Here is a 24,781-nt window from a genome sequence, read left to right on the forward strand (position 1 = left end):
GCATTCAGGGCCGACGGCTTATTTCTTCCTGGCCAAGCCCCTGTTCGCGATGCGGTCGAGCGCGCGACGCTCGGTCAGGCTGGCCCTGTTATAGATTTCCTCGTTCGCCAGCCTGCGCCAGCGATCCAGACGCGCGGACGACAGACGCCCGTCGGCGATGGCCGCGCCAACCGCGCAGCCCGGTTCCACCTCATGCGTGCAGTTGGAAAATCGGCAATGCTGAGCAGCCTCTACGAAATCGTCGAATATCTCGGCAATGCCCGATCCCGCATCGGTCAACTGTAATTCGCGCATACCGGGCGTATCGAGCAACCAGCCGCCCCCCGTCAGCCGGTGCATCTCGCGCACCGTAGTCGTATGGCGTCCCGTGTCGTCCCCCTTGCGGATGGCCTGCGTCGCGATGCCGTCGGAGCCACGCAGACTATTGACCAGCGTCGATTTGCCAACACCAGAGGAACCAACAAGGGCCACGGTCTGTCCCTTGCCGCACCAGGTGGCAAGGCGCGCGACGCTGACGGGGTCGCGCCCGTTGACGGCTTCGATCAGCAGCCCCGGTCGCAGATCCCGTACCGCTTCTGCGAAAATATCTGGCGTGTCCGTCAGGTCCGTCTTGGTGAGGATGACGACCGGCTGCACGCCGACTTCCTGCGCCAGCACCAGATATCGTTCCAGACGTGCTGTGCTGAAATCCTTGTTGCAGGAGGCCACGATAAAGAGCGTATCGACGTTCGCAGCGATCAGTTGCGTCTTTTTGTCCGTACCTGGCGCCTGTCGTTTGAACAGGTTTTCGCGTTGCAGGACGCGTCTGACGTCCAGCGTCACATCATCGACCAGCAACCAGTCGCCGACCGTGGGATGATCTTCGGCAACCGAGGCGTCCGCGACATAGGGCGGGATCATTCGGATCGTTTCCGCGCCCGCCACGGCAATTTTGCCGCGATGAACGGCCATCACGCGCGCGGGATGACATCCGGCACCGTCATCTTCCGATATCTGCGCGCTGAAAAAGGGCCGCCACCCGAGGTCTTCCAAAGTCTGATGCATCACATATCCATCGCGGCGCTTCGCCTCTTGTTTCTGTTCGCTCTGGCGCCAGTACGGCTCCGCATTCCATTTCGTCACATTCCGGCAATGGTCCGCCTTACAGTATTTTGTCCTCCAACCAAGCATCGCCCGACAGAAGCTCTCGCAACCACGCCCACAAACCAACAGGCGCGATTTATCTATTGCGGATGACTATCATTAGTATTAGCGGCATGTCGGTCAATCGCGCTCCGCAACCCGACGCATCGGGATCATTGGGGTGGGTGTCGTCTATCGGGGAAAATATATGAAAAATAAGGTCGCAATGATGCTGGGCGGCATGGCCGTCACCTTCGCCACGCCTGTCATGGCGCAGGTCGCGGGGGGCGACGCCACGGATGAAAGCGCGATCGTCGTGACGGGCGCCTACACGCTGCCCGACCGGATCGATACTGCGACCGGCCTGGGCCTTACGGTGCGCGAAACGCCGCAATCGGTCAGCATCATCACGGCGCAGCGCATCCTCGACCAGAATCTGATCAGCGTCCTCGACGTCATCACCAACGCCGTGGGCGTGTCAGCCAACGAAACGGACGATGTGCGCAACAGTTTTTACGCGCGCGGTTTTCAGATCCGCAATTATCAGGTCGATGGCGTGCCGACCGCCTGGCAACTGGGCGGCGATTCCGGCGAAACCATCGCCGACGTGTCGATCTACGACCGGGTCGAGGTCGTGCGCGGGGCCACCGGCCTGCTGTCGGGGGCTGGAGATCCATCCGCTTCGGTCAATCTGGTGCGCAAACATGCCGACAAGGATGTGCTGACCGGCTATCTCAACGCCAGCGTGGGGAGTTGGAAGACCGGGCGCATATCCGGTGACATTGCTGGTCCCGTGACGTCCGACGGCCGCCTGCGTTTCCGCGCGGTGGGCCGGTATGAGCAGGGCGAAAGCCATATCGACCTTTATAAGAACAAGAAGCTGCTCCTCTATGGCGTGATCGATGCCGACGTGACTGACGATACGCTGCTGCGCGTCGGTTTCAGTCATCAGCAGGGGCGGCCGGACGCTCCGGCCTGGGGCGCGCTGCCTTCATTCTACGACGATGGCAGTTTCGCGGTGTGGGACCGGTCGAAAACCGCCTCGTCCGACTGGACGCGCTGGGACACCAACAACCAGAATTTCTTCACGACGCTCAGCCATGATTTCGGCGGCGGATGGAGCGTGACGGCCAATTACAACCGCATCCGCAACACTCAGCGCACCGAGATCCTGTATCTCTATGGACTGGTGAACCAGACGACCGGTCTTGGCCTCGCCAGCAATCCCTATTCTGCCTATGGGGAAAGTATCCAGAACAGCTATGATGGCCAGATAAAGGGCAGGATCAGCCTGCTGGGTCGCGATCATGATCTGGTGCTGGGTGCGATGGACAGCACGGTCGACCGCTATGTCAATCAGTTCGCGGCGCTGAATATCACCGATCCCACCAACGCCTATTCTTTCCCGCCTGCGGGCGATTTCAACAACTGGTCGGCGACATCCTATGCCTATCCCGGTTTTTCCAGCACGCCGTCTCTGGCGGTGAAGGAACGGATCAGGCAGACCGGCTATTATGGCGCCCTGCGCGCCAACCTGACCGACGCGCTCAAGATCATCGGCGGTGGCCGCCTGATGAGCTGGAAGCAGACCGGCGTCAGTTATCAAGTGGACAGCAATTATGGGGATGACGATGTGTTCATTCCCTATGTCGGCGCGCTGTATGACGTGACGCCCCATCATCGCCTCTACGCCAGCTTCACCAAGATATTTCAGCCGCAAAATGCGCTCGACCGCAATTTCGTCCAGCTCGACCCGCTCGACGGCAAGGCGTTTGAGATCGGCCTGAAAAGCGCCTTCTTCGACGATGCGCTGCAAACATCCATCGCCCTGTTCAATATCAAGCAGGATAATGTCGCTCAGGCGGACGGGCAGGCATTGCGGCCCGACGGACAGATGGTCGATGTCTATCGCGCGGCCAAGGGCGTGACGAGCAAGGGGTTTGAGGTTGAAGTGACGGGGCGGCCGGTCGAAGGCTGGAACATCAATCTGGGCTATAGTCAGTTCAAGGCGGAAGATGCCGACGGCAACCCTGCCAATGTCGATCAGCCCCGCCGCCTGCTCAAGCTGTTCACCACCTACGACCTGTCTAGCGCACTGACCGGGCTGACCGTCGGCGGTGGCGTCAATTATCGCAGCAAGGCCTATTCGGACGGATCGAACCCAGTGACGGGCGCGCCCTTCCGTTTCCAGCAGGACGGGTACACTCTGGTCAGCCTGATGGCGCGTTATGCGGTGAGCGAGCAGTTGCAGTTGCAGGCGAACGTCGAAAATCTGCTCGACAAGACCTATTACAGCCAGATCGGCTTCTACAGCCAATATCGCTATGGCGCGCCGCGTAACTTCACGATCAGCGCCAACTACCGCTTCTAAAAATATGCCGGGCATGACGGACTGCGCCGGTCCGTCATGTCCTATCGACACCGTTGGTAATCGTCTTCGTCAATCCTATGTTCACCGGCACGGGATCAGGATCGATTGCCGGAGCCGCAGCGTTGAGCGGCAGATGACCAAAGGCGACCTGATGACCGTAACGCGTGCCTGCATCAATGCGATCGGTTGTGCCGTGCCTGCCCAGGATGTGCATTCCGCCTTTATAGGATGGGCGGAAGATCAGTTGGGCGACAGCCGCGACCGCGCGATCTTCACACGGATGGCGGGGCGTTCCGGTATTGGTCATCGCTGGTCCGTGCTGCCTGTGTCGGATAGTGGCGGATCGCCGGTCGATCCGGGCGGCTTCTATGCCGACGCCTTGCCCCCGACGTCGCAACGGATGCAGCTTTACGCGCAATGGGCACCGATTCTGGCGATGGAGGCGATCGACCAGTTGCGCGATCAGGTGTCGATCGACGGTGTTACCCATCTGGTCGTGGCCAGCTGCACCGGTTTCGTCGCGCCCGGCATCGACCAGATCATCGCGCAGCGCATCGATCTGCCGGGGGTGGAGCGCACGCTGGTCGGCTTCATGGGCTGCTATGCCGCTGTCGCCGCGTTACGCACTGCACGCCACATCGCTCGATCCGAACCTGGTGCAAAAATACTGGTGGTCACTGTGGAATTATCCTCGCTCCATTTCCAGCGGGATGTGCAAGTGGAGCGGCTGCTCGCCATGCTTCAGTTCGGCGATGGCGCGGCCGCTGCGCTGGTCAGTGCGCAGGATGATGGCATCGCGATCGAGCGACCCTTTTCCATCGCTGTAAAGGACACGGCGGATCTGATCCGATGGGACGTCGGCGACAACGGCTTTGTCATGCATCTGTCGGGCGCAGTGCCGGGCCATATTCAGGCCGCGCTGGGCGATGCCGATGTGCGGCGGCAGATCGTGGGCGGGGACGATCCCTCCGCTATCGATAGCTGGGCCGTGCATGCCGGTGGCCGATCCATCCTGGATGCGGTCGAACATGGGCTGGGGCTGGACCCGGAGGCCTTGGCGGTTTCACGCAATGTCCTGGCCCGCTTTGGCAATATGTCGTCTGCGACGTTGATGTTCATCCTGCGCGATATGCTGGAGCGACCGGGGGCAGGGCAGGGCGTTGCGCTGGCCTTTGGTCCCGGCCTGGCGGCGGAAGGATTCCGCTTTGAGCGGCGCAGGTGAGGTGCATCATGTCCCTGCGCTGATCGTGGGTGGCGGGCCTGCCGGTGCGGCCGCCGCCATCATGCTCGCGCGGGCTGGCATGAAGCCGGTCGTGGTGGATCGATCCGTTGGTCCGCATACGTGCGTCTGTGGCAGTTTCATGGGATGGGATGCGCTCGCGTCGTTGCGGGAACTGGGGATCGACGCCTTTGCTCTGGGTGCGCGACCGATCACCCTTTTACGAGTCGTGGCAAATGGCCAGCAGGTCGAATTGCCCTTGCCTCATGGGGCAGCGGGGCTGTCTCGCGCGGTGCTGGACGCGGCGCTGATCGAGGCGGCTGCTGATGCTGGTGCGATGTTGATGCGCGGTCGGTCGGTGCGGGCCGTCGATCCGGTCGATCGGTCCATCCGGTTTGACGATGGGGCGCGGATGGCGGGCGACGCGCTGTTTCTGGCGACCGGCAAATATGATCTGCGTGGCTTGTCCCGTCAGGACAGCGCCGGGCGGGAGCCGCCCTCGGTCGGACTGCGCGCGCTGTTGCCGCCTGCCTGTGCGCGCCAGCCCGATCTGGCCGGGACGATCGAACTGCATCTGTTCGATCATGGCTATGCCGGGCTGCTGCTGCAGGAGGATGGCGCTGTCAATCTGTGCCTGTCGGTTTCCCGGCATCGGCTGGCGGCGGCGGGGGGCATGGCTGGGCTGATCGATGAGATAATGCGGCAAGCGCCTGCGCTGGCCGACCGGATGGGGCGGGTGCGGCCAGACCATTTCGATGCCGTGGCAGGCGTGCCCTATGGATGGCGCGCGCAGGCGGTGGGGCCGGGTATTTTCCGTGTTGGCGATCAGGGCGCGGTCATTTCTTCACTGGCGGGCGACGGCATCGCCATCGCGCTGGCCAGCGGCATTAGCGCGGCGCGTGCAATGTTGACGAGCGGTCCGGACGCTGCGCCGGACTGGCAACGCGCCATGCGGCGGGGTAGTCGTCGTCCGCTTGGTGTTGCCGACGCCCTGCGCCACGGCACGTCGGGTCCGGTCGGTCGCGCGATCCTGATGGGGCTGCTAAACATCGCGCCGGGGCTGGGGGTATATGCCTCGCTGCTGACGCGCATTGGTGGTCGGATATAAGCGCTTCATGCGTCATCCGTACAATCAAATGCCGGGGTCAATACACCGATCATGGTTGCGCCCCGAATTCGTCCAGCGCGGCCGTGACGACTTCGATCCTGGCTTCATCCTGCAAATCGATCGAGACCGTAATGCCGCCAGCAAGGGGGACATCGTTCCTTTCAGCCTGATCGACTGTCGCGCTATCTGCGCCTCCGATCAGATTGCCTGCACTGTTTTGGGTTCCGGATGCAGCCACGAAAATATCGGTCCGTTCGATACCGATTTCCTGAACCAGCCGCTCTACGGCCATGTCGGCCTGATCCCGGCTATCGAATGTGCCTGTCAATGTCGTGCTCATGCTAATCCTTTCAGGGCCTGGAATCGGCGCGATCGGCTTCTGGATAATCTTCGGGTTTTACCGTGCCGACGGATGGGCGATCCTCGACATCCTCCTGCGACTTGCCGCCGCGTGTGCGAGGATCTGGATCATCGCTGTTGGGACGGACGTCGCCGGCAGGTCCGCGACGGGGCATTTGGTCCGATCGTCCCTTTGCAGGATCGAGACCATTTTCGTTTCCAGCCATAGTTTTGATCCTTCCGCAATACAGGAGCCGGAGGCGATGTCCGGTGTTTGTATGAAGCGCTGATCGAGCAATCGGTTGCATTTCATTTCCCACCTTTATTGCAGGAACTACAGGCAACATGGACCTATCCGGCGCCCTTGGGCGAGAGTGAGCGGCTTGGCGATCGGACCGCTTGTGATGGTTCATGACGGAAATCGCGCCGCGACCAAAGCATGATCGAGTTGCCGCCGAGCCTGCCATTGCATCACATCCGATCCTTCCAACTGATGTCGATCAGCTAGATTTTCCGTCAGATTACTGGACCCATCCGACATTCAGGCGTTGTCTGCCCATACCCCGGCGCGGCCTCCGAACGGTCGACTGATCCGTGCCGACATCATGAAAATAGCTGGAGAATGTCCATGACGATGGCAACAGACGACGCCCCACCCACGACGTCCAAATTGAAAGAGGAGCGGGCAAGCGGGGTCGCTGTCGTTGCGCAATCGAAGGGCGACGACCTGATCGGGCGTTCAGTCACGATCAACCGCTCTCGCGACGAACTATTCGCCTATTGGCGCGATTTTTCCAATCTGCCTTCGTTCATGGATAATGTGGAACGGATCGACATATTGGCGAACACGATATCGCATTGGGTGGTGAAGGCGCCTGCGGGAGGCACCGTGGAATGGGACGCGATCATTACCGAGGAAAAGGCAGGCGAGTTGATCGCCTGGACCTCTGCCGAAAACGCCGATGTTCTCAATAGCGGCCGCATAGAATTTCGCGATGCAGGCGATCGCGGGACGATCGTCACGGCAACCATTGCCTATGATCCCCCCGCAGGCGTGGTAGGCAAGGTGATCGCCAAGCTGTTCCAGCGCGAACCCGCCATTCAGGCGCGCCGCGATCTGCGCCGTTTCAAACAATTGATGGAAACGGGCGAGGTCGCGACGGCGGCCTGGACCCAAAAGCAACGTGACGAGGAGAAAGCCTGATGCGCGCGCTGACATGGCACGGCAAACATGACGTCCGCGTCGATACCGTGGACGATCCCGAAATCCTCAACCCGCGCGATGCGATCATCAGGATCACGTCGACGGCGATCTGCGGGTCCGACCTGCATCTGTATGACGGCTATATTCCGACCATGCAGGCGGGCGACATACTTGGCCATGAATTCATGGGCGAAGTGGTCGAAACCGGTCCCAAATCCACATTGTTAAAGGGGCAGCGGGTCGTGGTGCCCTTCACCATCGCCTGCGGCAGTTGCTATCATTGCGGCAAGCATCAATATTCCGCCTGCGACAATGGCAATCCGGCCGACAATCAGGACATCGGCCAGGAAATGTACGGTCAGCCCATGTCGGGCCTGTTCGGTTACAGCCATCTGACCGGCGGCTATGCAGGCGGTCAGGCGGAATATGTACGCGTACCATTTAGCGATGTGGGGCCGATCGTGGTGCCTGACGGGCTGGACGATGACGAAGTGCTGTTCCTGTCGGACATCCTGCCCACCGGATGGCAGGCGGCGGAGAATGCGGACATCGAACCGGGCGATACGGTGGCGGTATGGGGCTGCGGTCCGGTCGGGCTCTTCGCGGTCCAGTCCGCTTTCCTGATGGGCGCGCACCGCGTCATCGCAATCGATCGTTTTCCGCATCGGCTTGAGCTGGCCAAAAAATTCGGCGCGGAGACGATCAACTTCGAGGAATCGAAGACGTACGAAGCGTTGATGGAGATGACCGGCGGCATCGGGCCTGATGCGGTGATCGACGCGGTGGGCCTTGAAGCCCATGGCTTCTTTGTCGACAATGTGGTCGATCAGATCAAGGCGTCGCTATTCCTTGGAACCGATCGCACCCATTCGATCCGGCAAGCGATCCATGCCTGTCGCAAGGGCGGGCGCGTGTCGATGCCAGCCGTCTATGGCGGATTCGTGGACAAGTTTCCGCTGGGTGCGTTCATGGAAAAGGGCCTTACCCTCAAGGCCGGCCAGACAAGCGTGCAGCATTATATGCCTGCCCTGCTCAATGCGATTCTGGAGCGCAAAATCGATACGACGTTCCTGATCTCCCATCGCATGGGTCTGGAAGACGCGCCCAAGGGCTATAAGATGTTCCACGACAATCAGAATGAAGTGACCAAGATCGTGTTGAAGCCCGGTCTTTCGGTCGCCGCGCAGTAGGAGAAACAGGCATGGCCAAATTTTCGTCGCCAAGTGCAGATATTCCACCTAGGCTGTAAGGAATATTGCCGGTAAACCGTAAGGTGCCGGTACAGTTTGAACCCGTAGAATGAATAGCGACCGCTATTTCGAGGCTCACCTTGTCCGAACGCCTGAAAGTCTTGCTGCAACATCTCCTTCCCAAGCAGGCTCTGACCAGTCTTGCCGGACGCATCGCAGGCGCAAGCGGTGGTTCGTCGACGACGCGCCTGATCCGCTGGTTCGTCAAAAGATACGGCGTCGACATGAGCGAAGCGGCGAACGCGGACATTGCCAGCTATAAGAGCTTCAATGACTTCTTCACCCGTCCGCTCAGGATCGGCGCACGCCCATTGGCCCGTGCCGATTTCATCTGCCCGGTAGATGGTGCGATCAGCCAGTTCGGTGCCATCGACGACCATCACATCCTTCAGGCCAAGGGACATAGCTTTACCACTGTGGAGTTGGTTGGCGGCGATGGCGAACTGGCGGCCAAGTTCCGCAACGGCAGTTTCGCCAACCTGTATCTGTCGCCGAAAGATTACCACCGTCTGCACATGCCCTGTGACGGCATATTGACGCGCATGATCTATGTGCCGGGCGCGCTTTTCTCAGTCAATCCGGTCACCGCTCGGGGCGTGCCCAATCTTTTTGCGCGCAATGAGCGAGTGGTATGCGTCTTTGAATCGCTGGAACATGGTCCGTTTGTGATGGTACTGGTGGGTGCCACCATCGTTGGCAGCATTGCAACGACATGGCACGGCGTGGTTAATCCGATACGTACCAAAAAGCCGTCCGAATGGGCCTATCCTGACGAGCGTGTCCGCTTGAAGCAGGGCGAAGAAATGGGCCGTTTCCTGCTTGGCTCGACCATTGTCATGCTCTTTGGGCAAGGCGGCATTGCCTTCAACAGCGAGTGGACACCGGAACGGCCCGTACGTCTCGGCGAAAAGATGGGGAACCGCGCGGCTTGAACGCTCTGTCGGTGGCCTCAGGCGGATTTCTACTTTAACCGCTGATGTGGCCGTCCCAGTTGCGGGACGACAGCTTCCCCCATCGTTCGGCGTCAAACTTCACTCAGAACAGGTGGATCGCGGTCGCAGCCAGGCAACAATAGGACGGGTGCCCCGGTTGCAATGGTTCCGACAAAACCGGCTATGCCGCATGCAACGGCCAATGTCCGTTCGAACCCGGCAGCCATCGTTCGAAGCCAAAGGATGATGGCGACCCCGCCACATCCCTGGATGAACCATACAGTGCCCAATACCCAGCGGAAAAGGTTCCCGCCCATCAATGGCACGCCAGCCCATCCGCCAGCGCATCCCAGCCCGTGCAGGGCATAAAGAAGGCAAAAGCCGAATGCCCACAACAGCATTCCTGCACTCGCTCGCGCCAGCAACTTCATGGCGCTATGCTTGGCCCGAACAGGCATAGGAGGGTAATCAGCACGACCATCGCGGCATAATCGCCAAATAGTCGCGCGATCGCAAACTCCTGACGCCTTGCGGCTGAAACATAGCCCGCCCCAATGCGCGCCCTGACGAAAGCGGCGCACAGCAGGGCGATCAGCGCATGGAGCACGGCATAGGCCAGCAATATCCAGACAGCGGCGGCATAGGCATGGCTGGTTGGCGGGGGCAGGGCGGTGAAGCCGATCGTCAGCAGGCCGACGATCACCACCGCTTGCGCACAGGCGGCACCTACAGCCGCGCGCCCGGCCGCCAGCAGCGACCCCCCGCACCCTGCCGCCTCCGCGCGCCGCGCAAGCAGCATCGCGGCACCGCCCGCCAGCATGGTGGCAACGGCGATCACAAGGCCGCCGTCGATCGTCTGCTTCGGCGGCCAGTTTGGCGCCACAACCCACAGAAACGCATAGCCGAACAGCAGTGACGCCAGCAGCACGGAGTCGGCGACCAGCAGGAACAGGCTACCCCACCATGCCGGTGCGCCCGCCGCTTCGCGATGGATCGGCGCGGCCTTTCCATTGCCGATGGCGACAGGCCCGACATCCGCGCGCGATCCCAGCGCCCATGCCCAGCGCCAGGCGAGCGCGATGACGACCACGACCGGCAGCAGGGCGAACCAATAATATCCCAGCAGTGCGGCCAGGAAAAAGCATCCCGTCACTGCCGCCGTGATGATCGGCAGGCGAGTGTTGCCCGGCAGGATCACGACATGGTCGATCGCGCCGCTGCTGCTGTCGACCGCCATCGTCTCGCGCCAGCCGTGCCGCGCCTGTGCCAGATAACCTTCGCCGCGCGCGAGTTTCAGCGCCAGCGCTGGATCGGTGGCCAGTGGTTCGCGATCGACGACATCGGGCTGGCTAGCGAAATTATAGGTGGGCGCGGGGATCGGCATTGCCCATTCCAGCGTCCCTGCCCCCCACGGATTGCGGCGGCTGCGCCGCGCGAGCCCGATTTGCAGACCGACATCGAGAGCGAACAGCGCAAAGCCGAACGCCATTACGAAACTGCCCACCGATGACAGCAGGTTGAGCCAGGTCCAGCCCATATCATCCGTATAGGTATAGATGCGGCGCGGCATGCCCAGCAGGCCGGTCAGGTGCATCAGGAAAAAGGTCAGGTTAAACCCGATCAGGATCATCCAGAAGGCTGCCTCGCCCAGACGAGGCACGCGCGACCGGCCGCTGAAATGCGGCAGCCAATAATAAGCGCCTGCCATCATCGGAAAGATGAAACCGCCCACCAGCACATAATGCAGATGGGCAACGACGAAATAGCTGTCATGCGCCTGCCCGTCGAACGGCACCATCGCCAGCATCACTCCGGTCAGGCCACCCAGCACGAACACCAGGAAAAAGCCCAGCAGATAGAGCATCGGCAGCTTCAATTCCGGGCGACCGTTCCACAACGTCCCGATCCACGCGAATATCTGAACCGCCGTTGGCACCGCGACGAGCGCAGATGCAGCGGAAAAGAAGCCCAGCGCCATGTGCGGAATGCCGGTGGTGAACATATGGTGGACCCATAGCCCGAGGCTGAGGAACGCCAGCGCGATCAACGCGGCGACGATCGCGCTATACCCAAGGATTTGCGTGCGGGCCATCACCGGCAGCACGGTGGAGACTACCCCTGCGGCAGGCAGGAAGATGATGTAGACTTCCGGATGGCCGAACAGCCAGAACAGATGCTGCCACAAGAGCGGACTGCCGCCGTGCGCTGGATCGAAGAAGGGCCAGCCGAACGCTCGCTCCAGTTCCAGCAGGATCGACCCCAGGATCAGCGGCGGAAAGGCGACGATCATCATCATCGCGGTAACTAGCAAATACCATGCGAACAGCGGCATCCGGTCCAGCCGCATCCCCGGCGCGCGTAGTTTCAGCACCGACACACAAATCTCGATCGCTGCGGCCATCGCAGAAATCTCGACAAAGGTAATGCCCAGCAGCCAGACATCGGCGTTGATGCCGGGCGTATAGATTTTGGACGATAGCGGCGTGTACATGAACCACCCGCCATCAGGCGCGACGCCCAGCAGCAACGCCGCGATCAATATGCATCCGCCGAACAGATAACACCACCAACCATAAGCGGACAGGCGCGGAAACGCCATGTCCCGACTGCCCAGCATCTTGGGCAGCAGGTACAGCGCCAGCCCTTCAAACATGGGAATGGCGAACAGGAACATCATGATGCTGCCGTGCATCGTGAAAAGCTGATTATAGATGGCCGGGCCGACGAAGGCACTGTCGGGCGTCGCCAATTGCGCCCGGATCAGCATCGCCAGCACGCCGCCGATCGCGAAGAAGGCGAAGGCGGCCAATATGAAGCGCTTGCCGATGTCGGAATGATTGACCGAAACCATCGTGCCGCGCCATCCGCGTGGGCTTCCCCAGATTGCTGTCAGCGCCCGGTGGTGGCGGAGCGCGCTCATCGGCCGCCCTCCCGCTGGAACCGCGCCCAACCGCCTGCATCGTGAACAATGACGCGAAAGCGGTTGGCGGCATGGTTCAGCCCGCAAAATTCCGCACATTGCCCCTCGAACATACCCGGCTTGTCGGCCTTAATGCGCAATATATTGATCTGGCCGGGGATGGCGTCCATCTTGCCGCCCAGACGCGGCACCCAGAAACTGTGGATCACATCCGCCGACCCGACCCGCACATCGACCGGTCGGCCTGCGGGAATGTGCAGCACCCCGCGCGTCGCGATCGCGCCGTTCGATCCGGGCTGCCGGAATGTCCAATACCATTGATGCCCGGTTGCTTCAACCACGACCGGCCCCGGCACGGGATGGGCGATCGATCCTTCCCCCAGCATCAGCGCATAGCCCAGCAACGCCGTCAGAACCGCGCCGGGCATTGCCACGCCCAGCCAGCCTACCCACAATCGCGTGCCGCTTTTCGCAGGACGACTGCGCGGCAAGAAGGCCAGCAACAGCAGCGCCAGAACCAGCAGCGTCAGCATGGCCGCGCCCGCCAGCATCACCCACCATAGGGTCGCGACATCGTGCGACGCCGGTCCCGCCGTGTCGAGCGTGGAGAGCGGCCCGGCGCATGCCCCCACGATCAAGACTGGCATTGTCCGGGCAAAGCGGTGCATGATGGGCCGATGGCACTTGATGAACAGAAGGCGCAAATCGAGGACGCATTGGTCGACCCGATTTCCGCGCAGCCCCATTTTCACCGAACGGAATCGAAGATTGCAGTCGCCGGGCATCCGGTCCACGCGATGCTGGTCGCCTTTCCAGTCGCGCTCGCCATGTGTACGCTGGGCGCAGATGCCTTCTACTGGTGGACCGGCGACATATTCTGGGCGCGCGCCGCGCTGTGGGCCAGTGGCATGGCCTTTCTGCTGGGCGTGCTGGCGGGTATGTCCGGCACGGTCGAGCTGCTGCTGGTCGCGGGTATCCGCGCGCGCGCGGCAAGCTGGACCCATTTCATCATCGCGGTGATGCTGCTGTCGATTCTGGGCGCGAACTGGGGTTATCGGCTGACCTCGGGCTATGAACAGGCGGTATTGCCCTGGGGTTTGCTGTTGTCCGCTTTCGCCGCTGCCTTTACGGCGATCACCGGCTGGCACGGGGGAAAGTTGGTGTTCGACTATCAAATCGGCACCTCATCCACCGGCAATGGCTGATCCTGCGGCCGCATGATCCAGTCGGGGGCCAGTCGGTCGCCCAGCACTGGCTTGCCCAGCACCAGCAGCAGGATCGCGACGATCGCGCTGGTCGCGATCGCGACCGTCATTACCGGCCAGCCGCGCGGCGGATCATAATGACCCTGCCGCTCCCCGACGATCAGCGTGATATGGCCGATCCATGCGTGCAGCAACACCAGCACGCCCACGCCCACCAGCTTGGCGAACATCCACGGCACAAACAGGCCGCGCAGGAAAACCAGCGCCGTGCCCATCGCGATCGCGATCACGGCGGCGGGCGTGACGATGCCGGTATAGGCGCGATGCGTCACCACGCGCAGCCTTGCATATTCGCTTTGGTCGTCGCTGGCCTGATGCCGCGCCAGCACCAGCGGCAGGCCGACCAGCCCCGCGCACCACAGGCACAGTGCGGCGATGTGCAGGAACTTGATCGCCACGATCATGCCGTCACCCCCGCCCGCGCCCATCCGCGCCGGACGATCAGCGCCAGCGCGATGGCATAGGGAATGATGCCCGGCACCCACATGATGAGGCCCGCAAGCTGCTGATCGACAAGCTGTGGCAGATCCCAGGCCAGCGTGGTCCCGACATGGGCGGCGTAGAGCGGGGCAGGGGCGAATGTCAGCAGTGCGCCGAGCATCCCCATCTGCGCCATGGCGGCGATCGCCCCCAATGTTGCGGACACAAGCGGCGCGGCGAACAGGCTGCGCCAGAACCAGATCGCCGACCCAAGCAGACTCGCCTGCATGAGCCAATAGATGCGCGTATCCAAAAGCGCCGCGTCGTAGAGCGAGGGCAGGTGCCAGATCCACAATATGCCGGCCGCCGTGACAAAGGCCGGCCCGGTCATGCCGGTCGTGCGGCTGGGCAAGGCCAGCGCGAACAGCGGCGCGGCAATCGCGACGATCAGGATATGATGCACCGCACGCGCCATGAAAAGGGCCACGCTGATTGCGCACAGGGGCGAAACGAACGCCACCGCCAGAACCGCAACACCGGCAATTGCGGGCCGCGGGCTGGCCGGCCGCAGTGCAAGAAAGGCGCAGATCGCCAGTCCCGCCAGCAAGACCGGGTCCAGATTCCACGCCATCATGGCATGCGCGGGCAAAGGCGGTGGCCCGCAGTAACTCGTCATTCTACCCCCATCCGTCATGCCAGCAATCACCCCGCTTTCCGCCAGCCATCATGGCCATAGGCAATGCCCAACGCCACGGCTGCGCCGCCGACGATATTGCCGACCGTGCTGGAAGCGAGGTTGGCAAGCCCCCCTGCCAGATCGGGCGCATGCCCGGCCTGTGCCAGCCAGCCGAGTGGCAGGATCGACATATTGGCAATCGAATGTTCCAGTCCCGCGCTGACGAATATCATGACCGGGCCGACAATCGCCAAAATTCTGGCCGGGATCGTTCGCGCGCCCATCGCCATCCACACGGCCAGGCACACCAGCATATTTGCCAGGATCGCCGAACAGAAAATCGCCATCGCCGACTTGGCCATCTTGGCGTTACTGAGCGCGATCGCCACCTCGCCCACGCCGTTTTCCAGTCCGCCCGCCGCATGGAACAAGCCTGCAATCACGATGCTGCCGATCAGGTTGCCGATCCACACGACGGCCCATGCTCCTGCCATCCGCCCCGCGCCCAGATCTCCGGTCAGCGTTGGCAGCACCATCATCGTGTTGCCGGTGAACAGTTCCGCACCCACGATCATTACCATCATCAGCCCGATGGAAAAGGCGCCGCCTGATAGAATATGCACGACCCCGCCGTCGCCCATATTCGCTTGAGCGACGAGTGAGGCGATTGACCCGAAGGCAATGAACGCGCCCGCCAGTATCGCCAGCACGATCATATGCGCCACAGGCTGCTGCGCCTTGGCCGCAAGGGCGACGGGCGCGGCTTTGGCGATCGCATCGCCGACAGGATCGTCCGTTAAATGTGCGTTCCCGCTCAACCTGTCGCCTCGATCCTGACAGGCACGGCCTTGCTGGCCGGTGTTTTCGAATGCTGGTCGTGGTGGGACAGGGCGATCAGCGGATTGAGTTCGGGATAGTAGCCCACGATCGTGCCGTCGGGCAGGTCGTAGGGCACGATTTCCAGCCGGTCGATGCGGCGCGCATGGCCATCGCCCGCATCGCCCACCAGCGCGACGCGCTGCCCGGCCACTAACCCGGACCGTTCGATGTCTGCTGGATTGATCAGGATCACGTCCCGCTTGCCCTCTATTCCGCGCAACCGGTCGCTGTAGCCATAGATCGTCGTATTAAACTGATCGTTGGACCGCACAGTGACCAATCGATATCGGCCCAGCGCATCGGCGACATTGGTGGCCGCCAGCATGTCGGGCGCGGTGAACTGCGCCTTGCCGCTTTCGGTTCTCCAGATGCGCTCGCGCGCGCCATTACCGCGATAGAAGCCGCCCGGCTCGAACATCCGCGCATTCATGTCGTGAAATTCTTCATGATAGGTGTCGGCGATCAGGTCACGGACCAACGCGTAATCGCCCGTCCAATCGTCCCAACGCACTTTGGGATTGGGCGTCAGCGTTGCCTTTGCGATACCAGCGACGATTGCCAGTTCGGACTTCAGATGCTCACTGGCGGGCTTTCGGTGGCCGATCGATCCATGGATATGGCTGAAACTGTCCTCGATCGTGACCGTCTGTGCGCCACTCGCCTGCATATCTTCCTCGCTGCGGCCCAGGCAGGGGAGCAGATAAGCGGTCTTGCCATTGAACAAATGGCTACGATTGAGTTTGGTGGCGATCTGCACGGTCAACCGCATCCGTTCCCACGCCGGTTCGATGCGCCCCTGATCGGGGATCGCGCGCAGGAAATTGCCGCCCAGGCCGATGAACGCCTGCACTTTGCCTTCCAGAAGCCCTTCGCACACCTTGACTGTTGTCATGCCATGGTCGCGCGGCGGATCGAAGCCGAACTGCTCGGCTAGTTTGTCCAGCGGCACCAGTTCGGGCTTTTCCGAAATGCCTACCGTGCGTTGACCCTGCACGTTGCTATGGCCCCGCACCGGACAGATGCCTGCACCCGCCCGCCCGATATGCCCGCGCATCAGGAGCAGGTTCACCAGCATCGCGATATTTTCAAAGCCATGCACATGCTGCGTCAGGCCCATGCCATAGACGCCAATGACTCGCTCCGCCGCCACATAGACGCGGCCCGCTTCCTCGATATCCGCGCGGCTCAGTCCCGCTTCCTGCTCGATCCGCTCCCATGACGTCGCATCGGCGCGCGCGCGAAACTCGTCGAAGCCAGTGCAGTGCGCATCGATGAACGCCCGGTCTATGATCGAGCCACCGCGCGCCTCATCCTGCGCGAGCACATATTTGCACAGGCCCATGATCGCGGCGATGTCTCCGCCCGCGCGCACCTGAAGATATTGGCAGCTGATCTGCGTATCCTTGCCCGTCAGCATCTCCGTCGGATTTTGCGGATTGGTAAAGGCGATCAACCCTTTCTCGCGGATCGGGTTGAAGGTCACGACCTTGCATCCCCGCTTTACGGCTTCCTGCAGGGGGTGCAGGAAACGTGGACTGTTGGTCCCGGCATTTTGCCCGAAAAAAAAGATCGCGTCGCACTGCTCGAAATCGTCGAGGATGCAGGTGCCGACCGGTGATCCGATCAACTGTTTCAGCGTAAACGACGTCGTTTCGTGGCACATGTTGGAACTGTCGGGCAGGTTGTTATGCCCATAGAGCCGCGCGAACAGGGCGTAGAGATAGGACGTCTCAAGACTGGCCCGCCCCGACGCGTAGAAGACCGCCGCCTTGGGATCTATCGCCCGCAATTCCGCGCCGATGGCGGAAAAGGCCTCGTCCCACCCACAGGGTACATAATGGTCGCTGGCCGCATCATAGCGCATCGGCTCCGTCAGCCGTCCCTCATGCTCCAGATCATGATCGTTCCAGCCGCGCAGTTCCGACGCGCTATGGTTGGCAAAGAAATCGGGCGTGCAACGATGGGTGGTGAGTTCCCACAAGGTCGCCTTCGCGCCATTTTCGCAAAATTCAAATGCATGGGGATGCTTGGGCTTGCCCCATGCGCAACTGGTACACATGAACCCGCCGGGCTTGTTCTGCGTCCGCAACGTCTCCAGCGCGCCGGGCGACGCCCTCTCGCGCGCCATGGTCTGCACGATGCCGCGCACCGACCCCCATCCGCCGGACGCTCCGCTATATTCGATGGGTTCGGCGTCGTCCGACATGCGGGCCTCCTTCGAGAATATTCCCTGGATAAGCGTCGGGGCAAGGTGACAGTTCCAGCGTCACACGATGTGGCAGCTTGGAAACGTTATGGAATCATTATTTTACAATCCTGGTCTGGCAAATTTTGTCCAAGCCGACCTACTGTCTCATGCCCAGGTGCAATCCGTCCGCTATTCCCGCAGCTTTCGACCCTCGCTGCCCTTTAGCGGCAGAACTCCGCTCCCCGGAACCTGTGTTCATTCATCTCTGGCCAGATGATTGCTGCGCGGACTGCCACCGAGTAACTTTCGGCGCATTTCTTCGGCTGGCGGTACTTGTCGGCGACCACCAGTGAGCGCGAAATCATTCGACTTGCTCGTGCAGGCGCGGCGGATGAAGGATTTGGAGCAGGAGAAGCCGAGGCGAAGCAGGGCGCTCTCGGACCTCACCTTGGACAAGCTGATATTGCAGGAAGCTGCAATTTTCAGCTCCCCCCAAAAAAACGGGGTGATCCTGGTGCGCTTACAGGACTCGACAAGGCTTTCTATCGCATTGTTTTAGTTATGTTTTATTGAGACAGGCCATTGCGAGCCCCCACCCGAGCCCCAGCGCATTCGGGAATTTTGTGCGCGGGTTCGAGTCCGAATCCACCAAAATCAGCTCTACGACCTCATCACCCGTCTCATTTCGCCGTTAGATCAGATACATAAGCTGGCAACGCTGAGTTGAAGCAGCGGCCAAGTCCTAGCATCCGTTTTTTACATAAAATGATCACCGCTACCGACCAACATATGCCGTTCACCGCTTGATGACGAACGGCCGCTTTTGCCGGAACCTTCCGTTCGTCTAAGCTCCGCATAGGTGGGTGCGGTCGAAGATGCATAGCGGTGCCATAGCTTAGGCACTGACCCCTTGCACGTGATCATCGTCTATACCAAGGAAAAGATATGATCGATCCCCGAGCTATCCGTACCTTCCTGGCCGTTGTCCGCAGCAATTCGATCAGCGGCGGGGCGCGTCTGCTCAATATATCGCAGCCGTCCGTGTCCAACGCGATAGCGCAACTGGAACAGGTTTTGGGCGCATCGCTGTTTGAACGTTCGCGCAGCGGCATCGTGTTGACGCTGGAGGGCGAAGCGCTACTACGCCGGGCGGAATCGATCGACAGCTTGCTACGCGATGCTGAAGCGGAAGTTAAGCTGGCGAGTGTCGGGGTGGCCGGACCGTTGCGCGTGGGTGGCACGCCGGGCGCGCTGGTCAGCCTGCTGCCTGACGCTGTGCGACGGCTGGAAGATCGGATCGGCCAATTCGCGCTGCATGTGGTGGAGCGCCCCGACCATGATCTGGCGGCGATGCTGCACCGTGGCGAGATCGAACTGGCGTTTGTCACCACCGGGATTGAGCAGCCACCAGAGGGAATAGAGGAGCGCACTTTCTCACGCGATCCTTTCGCCCTCATCGTCGGGCGACAGAACGACCATCTGCCCGCCAGAATGTCGCTCAAGGACATGGCGGCTATGCGCTGGGTACTACCCGAAGCACGCGGCGCATTCCGGCGACAGATCGACGCGCTGTTCATTGCGGCCGATATATCGGTGCCGCAGGATATCATCCGGTGCGATTCCCTGCTTACGACCAAGGCGATCGTCCGTGGCAGCCAGCGCGTCACGATATTGCCGATGCAGGTCGCCTCGGCGGAACTGTCGATCGGCGTGCTGCGCGCGATCACGATCGAGGAAGCGGAATTTTCCCGCAGTATCGGCGTGCGTCGATTGGCAGGTGGCAGGCTTTCGCGCCTGGCGACCGAGATGTTGGAAACGCTCATCCATAGCTCCAGCCTATGATGTAGTAAAAAATCATTATTTTTGTTCCTGATCAAAGTTGCCCATAGAGAGCGCAACAAGAGTGGAATGCAGGAGAGACGGCATGCGACAGCTTATTCGCAATGTTCGCATATTTGACGGGCAGGGCACCGCGCCATTTGCCGGAGCCGTCCTGATCGAGCAGGATCGCATCGCTGCCGTTTTGCGTGATGAAGCGATGATCGCCGCCACGACAGCAGATCAGGTGATTGATGGGCAAGGCGGTACGCTGATGCCGGGCATGGTGGATTCCCACACGCATTTGACCTGGGGCAGCTCGGTCGAAAAAATCTATCACCAGTTCATACTGCCCGCCGACGAGTTGAAGGTCGCAGCGTGGCGCAATGCGCGTGTGTTGCTCGACCATGGTTTCACCAGCGCCTATTCGGCTGGTGCGCTGGGCGATCATATCGAACCAGAACTGGCCCGCGCCATCGCAGCAGGTGAAACGCCCGGCCCGCGCCTTGTCCCCTCCACGCTGGAACGCAGCCCGGAAGGCGAAGAGGGCGTCGAAACCGGCGACGTGTTCAATGGTCGCGGCGCTCAGTCGATGCGCGATTTCGTGGCCTATTGCGCGGAGCAGGGCGTCCAGTCGCTCAAGCTGGTGATTTCGGGTGAAGATGCGTTGAAGCCCGGTTCGTCGAGTGACATCCTCTACACCGACGAAGAAATGCTGGCGGCGGGTGAAGCCGCAAATGAAGCAGGCCTGTGGATCGCTACCCATGCTTATTCGCCCCGCGCCATCCAACTGGCACTCGAAGCGGGCGCGCGCATCCTCTACCATTGCTCCTTCGCTGACGAAGCGGCGATCGACGCAATGGTCGCGCACAAGGACCAAATTTTCTACGCGCCCGGCCCCGGTGTTTCTGTCGCCGCGCTGGAAGCGACCCCGCCCCCGCATATCAATATGGCGTCGATGAAGGCGAGTGCGGCTGAGCGGTTGGAACTGGAAGCGGTGCTGGTGCCGGAGTTGAAGCGGCGCGGCGTGCGCGTGCTGATCGGTGGCGACTATGGTTTTCCGTTCAACCCCAATGGCCGCAACGCCCGCGACCTGGAGCATTTCGTGACCCGCTTCGGCTTCACCCCGGCTGAGGCGTTGAGCGCCGCGACGATGCTGGGCGGGCAGTTGATGGGACTGGATGTTGGACAGGTAAAGGCCGGCTATCTCGCTGACCTGCTGCTGGTCGATGGCGACCCGACGCAGGATGTGACGATCATGCAGGATGCCAGCCGGATCACGATGATCATGCAGGGTGGCAAATTGCACAAAGCCCCCGTCTCCGAGCCGGTAACGGCCTGATACCGCCACGAGAAAGACGATCATGTTCGATGTTGCGATTATCGGCTGCGGGCCGGTAGGGGCCTTTGCGGCCAATTTACTGGGCAAGAGCGGCCTGTCGGTCCTGGTGATCGAGAAGGAAGCCAACCCCTATCCGCTGCCCCGCGCGGTGCATCTGGACCATGAGATGATGCGCCTGTTCCAGTCGGCGGGCGTGATCGACGCAGTTGCGAGCGACATGCGCGATACCGAAGGGCATCTGCATGTCGGCGCGGACCATGGCGTCATCAAATATATGGGGACGGTGGGCCGGGCGCGGCCATTCAGCTGGTCCAACGATTATTTCTTTTACCAGCCCGAACTGGAGCAGCATCTGCGCGATGCGCTGGCGGGCCATGCTACGGTCGAACTGCGGCTGGGCGTCGGGTTCGAGGGGCTGGAGCAGGACGGAAATGGCGTGACATTGCGCCTGTCGGACGGTGACACGGCGCAGGCGCGCTATGTCATCGCGTGCGACGGATCGCGCAGTGCCGTGCGTAAGGCGTTGGGCATAAAGCTCGACGATCTGGATTTCGAGGAACCCTGGCTGGTGGTCGATGCCGAAGTCGACGGTCCGGTCCGCTTCCCCGACCTATGGGGCGTTCCGGAAGCAGCCGATCTGCAAAAACTGTCGGTGATGATGTGCGATCCAAAACGTCCCGCGACGATCGTGCCGGGGCGTGGCAATCACCGCCGCTGGGAATTCATGCTGCTGCCCGGTGAAGATGACCAGGCGATGATGGAACCGCATAATGTCGCTGCCCTTGTCGAGCCCTACCTCTCCGGGGTGCCGCACAGGATCGTGCGCGCGGCGACCTATCGTTTCCATGGCCTGATCGCCGAGCGGTGGCGGCAGGGTGGCGTCTTTCTGGCCGGCGATGCCGCGCACCAGACGCCGCCCTTTTTCGGGCAGGGCATGTGCCATGGGATGCGCGACGCGGCCAATCTGGCGTGGAAGATTGCGGCAGTTGTGCAGGGCGACGCTCCCGATGCGCTGCTCGACAGCTATCAGCCTGAACGAGACCCGCATGTGCGCGCGGTGATCTCCGCTGCCGTGACCGCCGGGCGCTATATCTGTGTGCTGGACCCGGCCGCTGCTGCCACCCGTGACGCGGAGATGCGCGAAGCGGCCAAAGTAACGCAGCAAAGCACCGCCGCTGATCTGATCCCCCCCATTTCGACCGGCATTGTGGCGTTGGACACGGCAGGAGCGGGCGAACGCTTCATTCAGCCGCGTGTGGGTGACCAGTTGCTGGACGATGTTACGGGCGGCGGCTGGCGGCTGTTCGCGCGGCACGCCGTTGCTGCGCCTGACGATGTCACTGTCGTAGCGCTCGACACGCTGGACGATGGCGGTGCGATCGCCGCCTGGCTCGATGCACGCGGGGCCGATGCGCTGCTGCTGCGCCCCGACCATTATGTTTTCGGCACGGGTGAACCGGCGGACCTGATCGCACTGCGCGACGCGCTGATCGCCGGAAGCGTTTCTCAGGAGATTGCGGCATGACGCTTACCCTTGCCCAGGCATGGACCATCATCGACACTGCCTTGGATCAGCCGCGCGGCGACACTGCGCCTGCGCTGGCCGTCGTGGTGCTGGATGCGGGTGCCCACCCGGTCGCTTTCGCGCGGCAGGATGGCGCCAGCCTGTTCCGCTTCGACATTGCCAGGGCCAAGGCGACGGGCGCCCTGGGCATGGGCGCGGACACGCGCGTCATTGCCGGGCGTGCCGCCAACAATCCGACTTTCTTTCAGAGCGTGGTGGCCGTTACCGGCGGTCAACTGGCTCTGTCACCCGGCGGCGTCCTGATCCGTGATTTGGAAGGTGCGGTGATCGGTGCCGTCGGGATCAGCGGCGACACGGGCGATTGCGACGAAGCCTGCGGCATCGCAGGCATACTGGCCGCTGGCCTGACCCATGGAGACGCCCAATGAAGTTGCGCAGCATCGAATTGTCGTTGCCCGGCGCGGCAGAAGCGGCGGCCTTCCTGACCGACATCTGGGGCATGGCCCCGGCGGCGGTCGAAGGGGCGACGCATTATCTGCGCGGGTCGGGCAGCTTTCCCTATCTGGTCGCGCTGGAGGAATCGGCGGATTGCCATGTGCGCTCGACCACGTTCGTCTGCACCGCCGACCGGCTGGAACAGCTCAAGCGCTCGGTCAGCGCAGCGGGGCTGAATGCCGCGCCCGTCGTGTCGCAGGATCCGGGCGGCGGTTATGGCATCATCGTCGAACTAGCCGAGGGCGAATTGCTCCGCTTTCTGGTCGATGCGCAGGAGGTTGCGCCGATCGAAGGCGCTGACCTGCCGGTCAAGCTGACTCATGTGGTGTTCAACAGCATCGACGCGGAAAGGACTGGCCATCTGGTCGAGGATGCGCTGGGCTTCCGCGTGTCGGACCGGACGAAGGGCATGGTGTTCGTGCGCTGCAATGACTCGCATCATTCGACCGCCTTCGCCCGCGCGGGCATTTCGAGCCTCAACCATATCGCGTTTGAGATGGAAGACCTGGACGCGGTGATGCGGGGCATCGGCCGCCTGCGCGATCAGGATATGGCCCCGGCCTGGGGGCCGGGTCGTCATGGTCCAGGGGCCAATGTGTTTGCCTATTTCATCGCCCCCTTCGGCCCGGTGATCGAATTTTCGACCGCCGTGAACAAGGTGCCCGACGATTATCCGGTGGGCGCGCCCGAAGACTGGACCTGGCCTGCCAAGCGGATCGACCAATGGGGCATTTCGACCAAGGATTTCGATGGCCTACGCGCCGCCGAAGAGAAATTCCGCCACCGCCGCGACTGGGAGCCCCGTTCGCTAGACGTTCTGACCGAGGACAATATCTAATGCGTTATATCAGCTTCCGCCGCCCCGACGGCACCGCCAGCTTTGGCCGCATCGACGGCGAAACCATCGTCGAACTGGCAAACGACGCCGTGCCGAGCCTGAAGGCCGCGCTGACCGACGGCAGTCTTGCGACGCTGGCCGACGGCGCGTCCTTTGCCGCTGCTGATGTTGTCCTGCTGCCGGTCATTCCCGATCCTGCGAAGATATTGTGCGTCGGCCTCAACTATGCCGAGCATGTCAAGGAAACCGGTCGCGAGCAGAAGGCGCATCCTGCCATCTTCGTGCGCTATGCCGACAGTCTGGTCGCTGACGGCCAGCCGATGGTGAAGCCGACCGTGACCGAGCGTTTCGATTATGAAGGCGAACTCGCCGTCGTGATCGGCAAGCCGTGTCACAAGGTCGCAGCTACCGACGCCATGGCTTACGTCGCGGGCTACAGCGCGTTCAACGACGGTTCCGCGCGCGATTGGCAGCGCCACAATATCCAGTTCACGCCGGGCAAGACCTTCCCAGGCACCGGCGGATTTGGTCCTGCGCTGGTGACGGCGGACGAGATTGACGATTTGAGCGCTTTGCGCGTGCAGACCCGCCTGAACGGCGAGCTGGTGCAGGATCAGGCAGTTGCCGACATGATCTGGGATATTCCCACGGTCATCGAATATATCAGCGCCTTCACGCCCCTGGCCCCCGGCGATGTCATCGCCACCGGCACGCCCGGCGGCGTCGGCGATAAGCGCACCCCGCCATTGTACATGAATGCTGGCGACAAGGTGGAAGTCTTGATCGGCACCATCGGCACGCTGACGAACCGTATCATCGACGAAGCATAATCAACCAATAAACGACCCAATGATAAGAAGGGGAGGAGTT

General features: G+C 61.8%; 23 protein-coding genes. 14 read left to right on the forward strand and 9 right to left on the reverse strand.

The annotated features are described in order from the left end of the window. Nucleotides 1–18: 18 nt before the first annotated feature. Nucleotides 19–1,044: a ribosome small subunit-dependent GTPase A gene (gene rsgA, locus WA070_RS11090; RefSeq protein WP_422634003.1), complete on the reverse strand. Its 1,026-nt coding sequence runs from the start codon at nt 1,042–1,044 to the stop codon at nt 19–21. A 286-nt stretch (nt 1,045–1,330) separates the two neighbouring features. On the opposite strand from rsgA, the gene WA070_RS11095 reads away from it, so the two are divergent. The 3 genes from WA070_RS11095 to WA070_RS11105 all read left to right on the forward strand — a co-directional run bounded on the left by WA070_RS11095 (nt 1,331) and on the right by WA070_RS11105 (nt 5,820). After that, nucleotides 1,331–3,493 (forward strand): TonB-dependent siderophore receptor, encoded by a 2,163-nt coding sequence (locus WA070_RS11095; protein ID WP_422634004.1) that lies wholly within the window; start codon nt 1,331–1,333, stop codon nt 3,491–3,493. A gap of 151 nt (nt 3,494–3,644) precedes the next feature. Beyond that, nucleotides 3,645–4,715 (forward strand): type III polyketide synthase, encoded by a 1,071-nt coding sequence (locus WA070_RS11100; RefSeq protein WP_422634005.1) that lies wholly within the window; start codon nt 3,645–3,647, stop codon nt 4,713–4,715. Then, on the forward strand, nt 4,699–5,820 hold the full coding sequence (locus WA070_RS11105; protein WP_422634006.1) for an NAD(P)/FAD-dependent oxidoreductase: 1,122 nt from the start codon (nt 4,699–4,701) through the stop codon (nt 5,818–5,820). Before WA070_RS11100 ends, WA070_RS11105 begins: the two co-directional genes overlap by 17 nt. Nucleotides 5,821–5,869: 49 nt before the next feature. Here WA070_RS11105 and WA070_RS11110 read toward each other — a convergent pair whose 3' ends face one another. Together WA070_RS11110 and WA070_RS11115 are read right to left on the reverse strand one after the other, a co-directional pair. Further along, nucleotides 5,870–6,160: a hypothetical protein gene (locus tag WA070_RS11110; RefSeq protein WP_422634007.1), complete on the reverse strand. Its 291-nt coding sequence runs from the start codon at nt 6,158–6,160 to the stop codon at nt 5,870–5,872. 10 nt (nt 6,161–6,170) lie between these two features. Further along, nucleotides 6,171–6,386, reverse strand: coding sequence for a hypothetical protein (locus tag WA070_RS11115; RefSeq protein ID WP_422634008.1), 216 nt, complete (start codon nt 6,384–6,386; stop codon nt 6,171–6,173). 401 nt (nt 6,387–6,787) lie between these two features. On the opposite strand from WA070_RS11115, the gene WA070_RS11120 reads away from it, so the two are divergent. From WA070_RS11120 to asd, 3 genes are all read left to right on the forward strand, one after another. After that, nucleotides 6,788–7,363 carry an SRPBCC family protein gene (locus WA070_RS11120; RefSeq protein WP_422634009.1) on the forward strand — a complete coding sequence of 192 codons (576 nt, stop codon included), beginning with the start codon at nt 6,788–6,790 and terminating at the stop codon, nt 7,361–7,363. Beyond that, nucleotides 7,363–8,553 carry a zinc-dependent alcohol dehydrogenase gene (locus WA070_RS11125; RefSeq protein WP_422634010.1) on the forward strand — a complete coding sequence of 397 codons (1,191 nt, stop codon included), beginning with the start codon at nt 7,363–7,365 and terminating at the stop codon, nt 8,551–8,553. The genes WA070_RS11120 and WA070_RS11125 overlap by 1 nt, the downstream gene beginning before the upstream one ends. Nucleotides 8,554–8,693: 140 nt before the next feature. Then, nucleotides 8,694–9,545, forward strand: a complete 852-nt coding sequence (gene asd, locus WA070_RS11130; RefSeq protein WP_422634011.1) for an archaetidylserine decarboxylase — start codon at nt 8,694–8,696, stop codon at nt 9,543–9,545. A gap of 427 nt (nt 9,546–9,972) precedes the next feature. Here asd and ctaD read toward each other — a convergent pair whose 3' ends face one another. Together ctaD and coxB are read right to left on the reverse strand one after the other, a co-directional pair. Further along, a complete protein-coding gene (gene ctaD, locus WA070_RS11135) occupies nt 9,973–12,465 on the reverse strand; it encodes a cytochrome c oxidase subunit I (protein WP_422634012.1) in 2,493 nt (830 codons plus the stop codon). Then, on the reverse strand, nt 12,462–13,112 hold the full coding sequence (coxB, locus tag WA070_RS11140) for a cytochrome c oxidase subunit II (RefSeq protein ID WP_422634013.1): 651 nt from the start codon (nt 13,110–13,112) through the stop codon (nt 12,462–12,464). Before coxB ends, ctaD begins: the two co-directional genes overlap by 4 nt. A 30-nt stretch (nt 13,113–13,142) precedes the next feature. Between coxB and WA070_RS11145 the strand changes: the two genes are divergently transcribed. After that, nucleotides 13,143–13,670 (forward strand): DUF2231 domain-containing protein, encoded by a 528-nt coding sequence (locus WA070_RS11145; RefSeq protein ID WP_422634014.1) that lies wholly within the window; start codon nt 13,143–13,145, stop codon nt 13,668–13,670. Here the strand turns inward: WA070_RS11145 and WA070_RS11150 are convergent. The 4 genes from WA070_RS11150 to WA070_RS11165 form a co-directional block, all read right to left on the reverse strand. After that, the gene (locus WA070_RS11150) at nt 13,637–14,134 is read right to left on the reverse strand and encodes a CopD family protein (protein ID WP_422634015.1); all 498 of its coding nucleotides are present in this window, start codon (nt 14,132–14,134) and stop codon (nt 13,637–13,639) included. The two genes, WA070_RS11145 and WA070_RS11150, sit on opposite strands and share 34 nt — an antisense overlap. Continuing rightward, nucleotides 14,131–14,784 (reverse strand): cytochrome c oxidase assembly protein, encoded by a 654-nt coding sequence (locus WA070_RS11155; protein WP_422634016.1) that lies wholly within the window; start codon nt 14,782–14,784, stop codon nt 14,131–14,133. The genes WA070_RS11150 and WA070_RS11155 overlap by 4 nt, the downstream gene beginning before the upstream one ends. Before the next feature lie 68 nt (nt 14,785–14,852). Then, the gene (locus WA070_RS11160) at nt 14,853–15,644 is read right to left on the reverse strand and encodes a formate/nitrite transporter family protein (RefSeq protein ID WP_422634017.1); all 792 of its coding nucleotides are present in this window, start codon (nt 15,642–15,644) and stop codon (nt 14,853–14,855) included. Beyond that, on the reverse strand, nt 15,641–17,911 hold the full coding sequence (locus WA070_RS11165; RefSeq protein WP_422634018.1) for an FdhF/YdeP family oxidoreductase: 2,271 nt from the start codon (nt 17,909–17,911) through the stop codon (nt 15,641–15,643). The genes WA070_RS11160 and WA070_RS11165 overlap by 4 nt, the downstream gene beginning before the upstream one ends. A 315-nt stretch (nt 17,912–18,226) precedes the next feature. Here WA070_RS11165 and WA070_RS11170 point away from each other — a divergent pair, with 315 nt between their 5' ends. From WA070_RS11170 to WA070_RS11200, 7 genes are all read left to right on the forward strand, one after another. Then, nucleotides 18,227–18,466, forward strand: a complete 240-nt coding sequence (locus WA070_RS11170) for a hypothetical protein (RefSeq protein WP_422634032.1) — start codon at nt 18,227–18,229, stop codon at nt 18,464–18,466. Between the two features lie 372 nt (nt 18,467–18,838). Continuing rightward, complete coding sequence (locus WA070_RS11175) at nt 18,839–19,735, forward strand: LysR family transcriptional regulator (protein ID WP_422634019.1); 897 nt, start codon at nt 18,839–18,841, stop codon at nt 19,733–19,735. Between the two features lie 82 nt (nt 19,736–19,817). Then, a complete protein-coding gene (locus WA070_RS11180) occupies nt 19,818–21,053 on the forward strand; it encodes an amidohydrolase family protein (RefSeq protein WP_422634020.1) in 1,236 nt (411 codons plus the stop codon). A 22-nt stretch (nt 21,054–21,075) separates the two neighbouring features. Then, nucleotides 21,076–22,578, forward strand: coding sequence for a bifunctional 3-(3-hydroxy-phenyl)propionate/3-hydroxycinnamic acid hydroxylase (locus WA070_RS11185; RefSeq protein ID WP_422634021.1), 1,503 nt, complete (start codon nt 21,076–21,078; stop codon nt 22,576–22,578). Beyond that, on the forward strand, nt 22,575–23,006 hold the full coding sequence (locus WA070_RS11190; RefSeq protein ID WP_422634022.1) for a GlcG/HbpS family heme-binding protein: 432 nt from the start codon (nt 22,575–22,577) through the stop codon (nt 23,004–23,006). Before WA070_RS11185 ends, WA070_RS11190 begins: the two co-directional genes overlap by 4 nt. Beyond that, nucleotides 23,003–23,911 (forward strand): VOC family protein, encoded by a 909-nt coding sequence (locus tag WA070_RS11195; protein ID WP_422634023.1) that lies wholly within the window; start codon nt 23,003–23,005, stop codon nt 23,909–23,911. The genes WA070_RS11190 and WA070_RS11195 overlap by 4 nt, the downstream gene beginning before the upstream one ends. Continuing rightward, nucleotides 23,911–24,741, forward strand: coding sequence for a fumarylacetoacetate hydrolase family protein (locus WA070_RS11200; RefSeq protein WP_422634024.1), 831 nt, complete (start codon nt 23,911–23,913; stop codon nt 24,739–24,741). The genes WA070_RS11195 and WA070_RS11200 overlap by 1 nt, the downstream gene beginning before the upstream one ends. Nucleotides 24,742–24,781: the final 40 nt, after the last annotated feature.

The sequence above is a fragment of the Sphingobium sp. genome, from assembly GCF_049304695.1.
Taxonomy (GTDB): domain Bacteria; phylum Pseudomonadota; class Alphaproteobacteria; order Sphingomonadales; family Sphingomonadaceae; genus Sphingobium.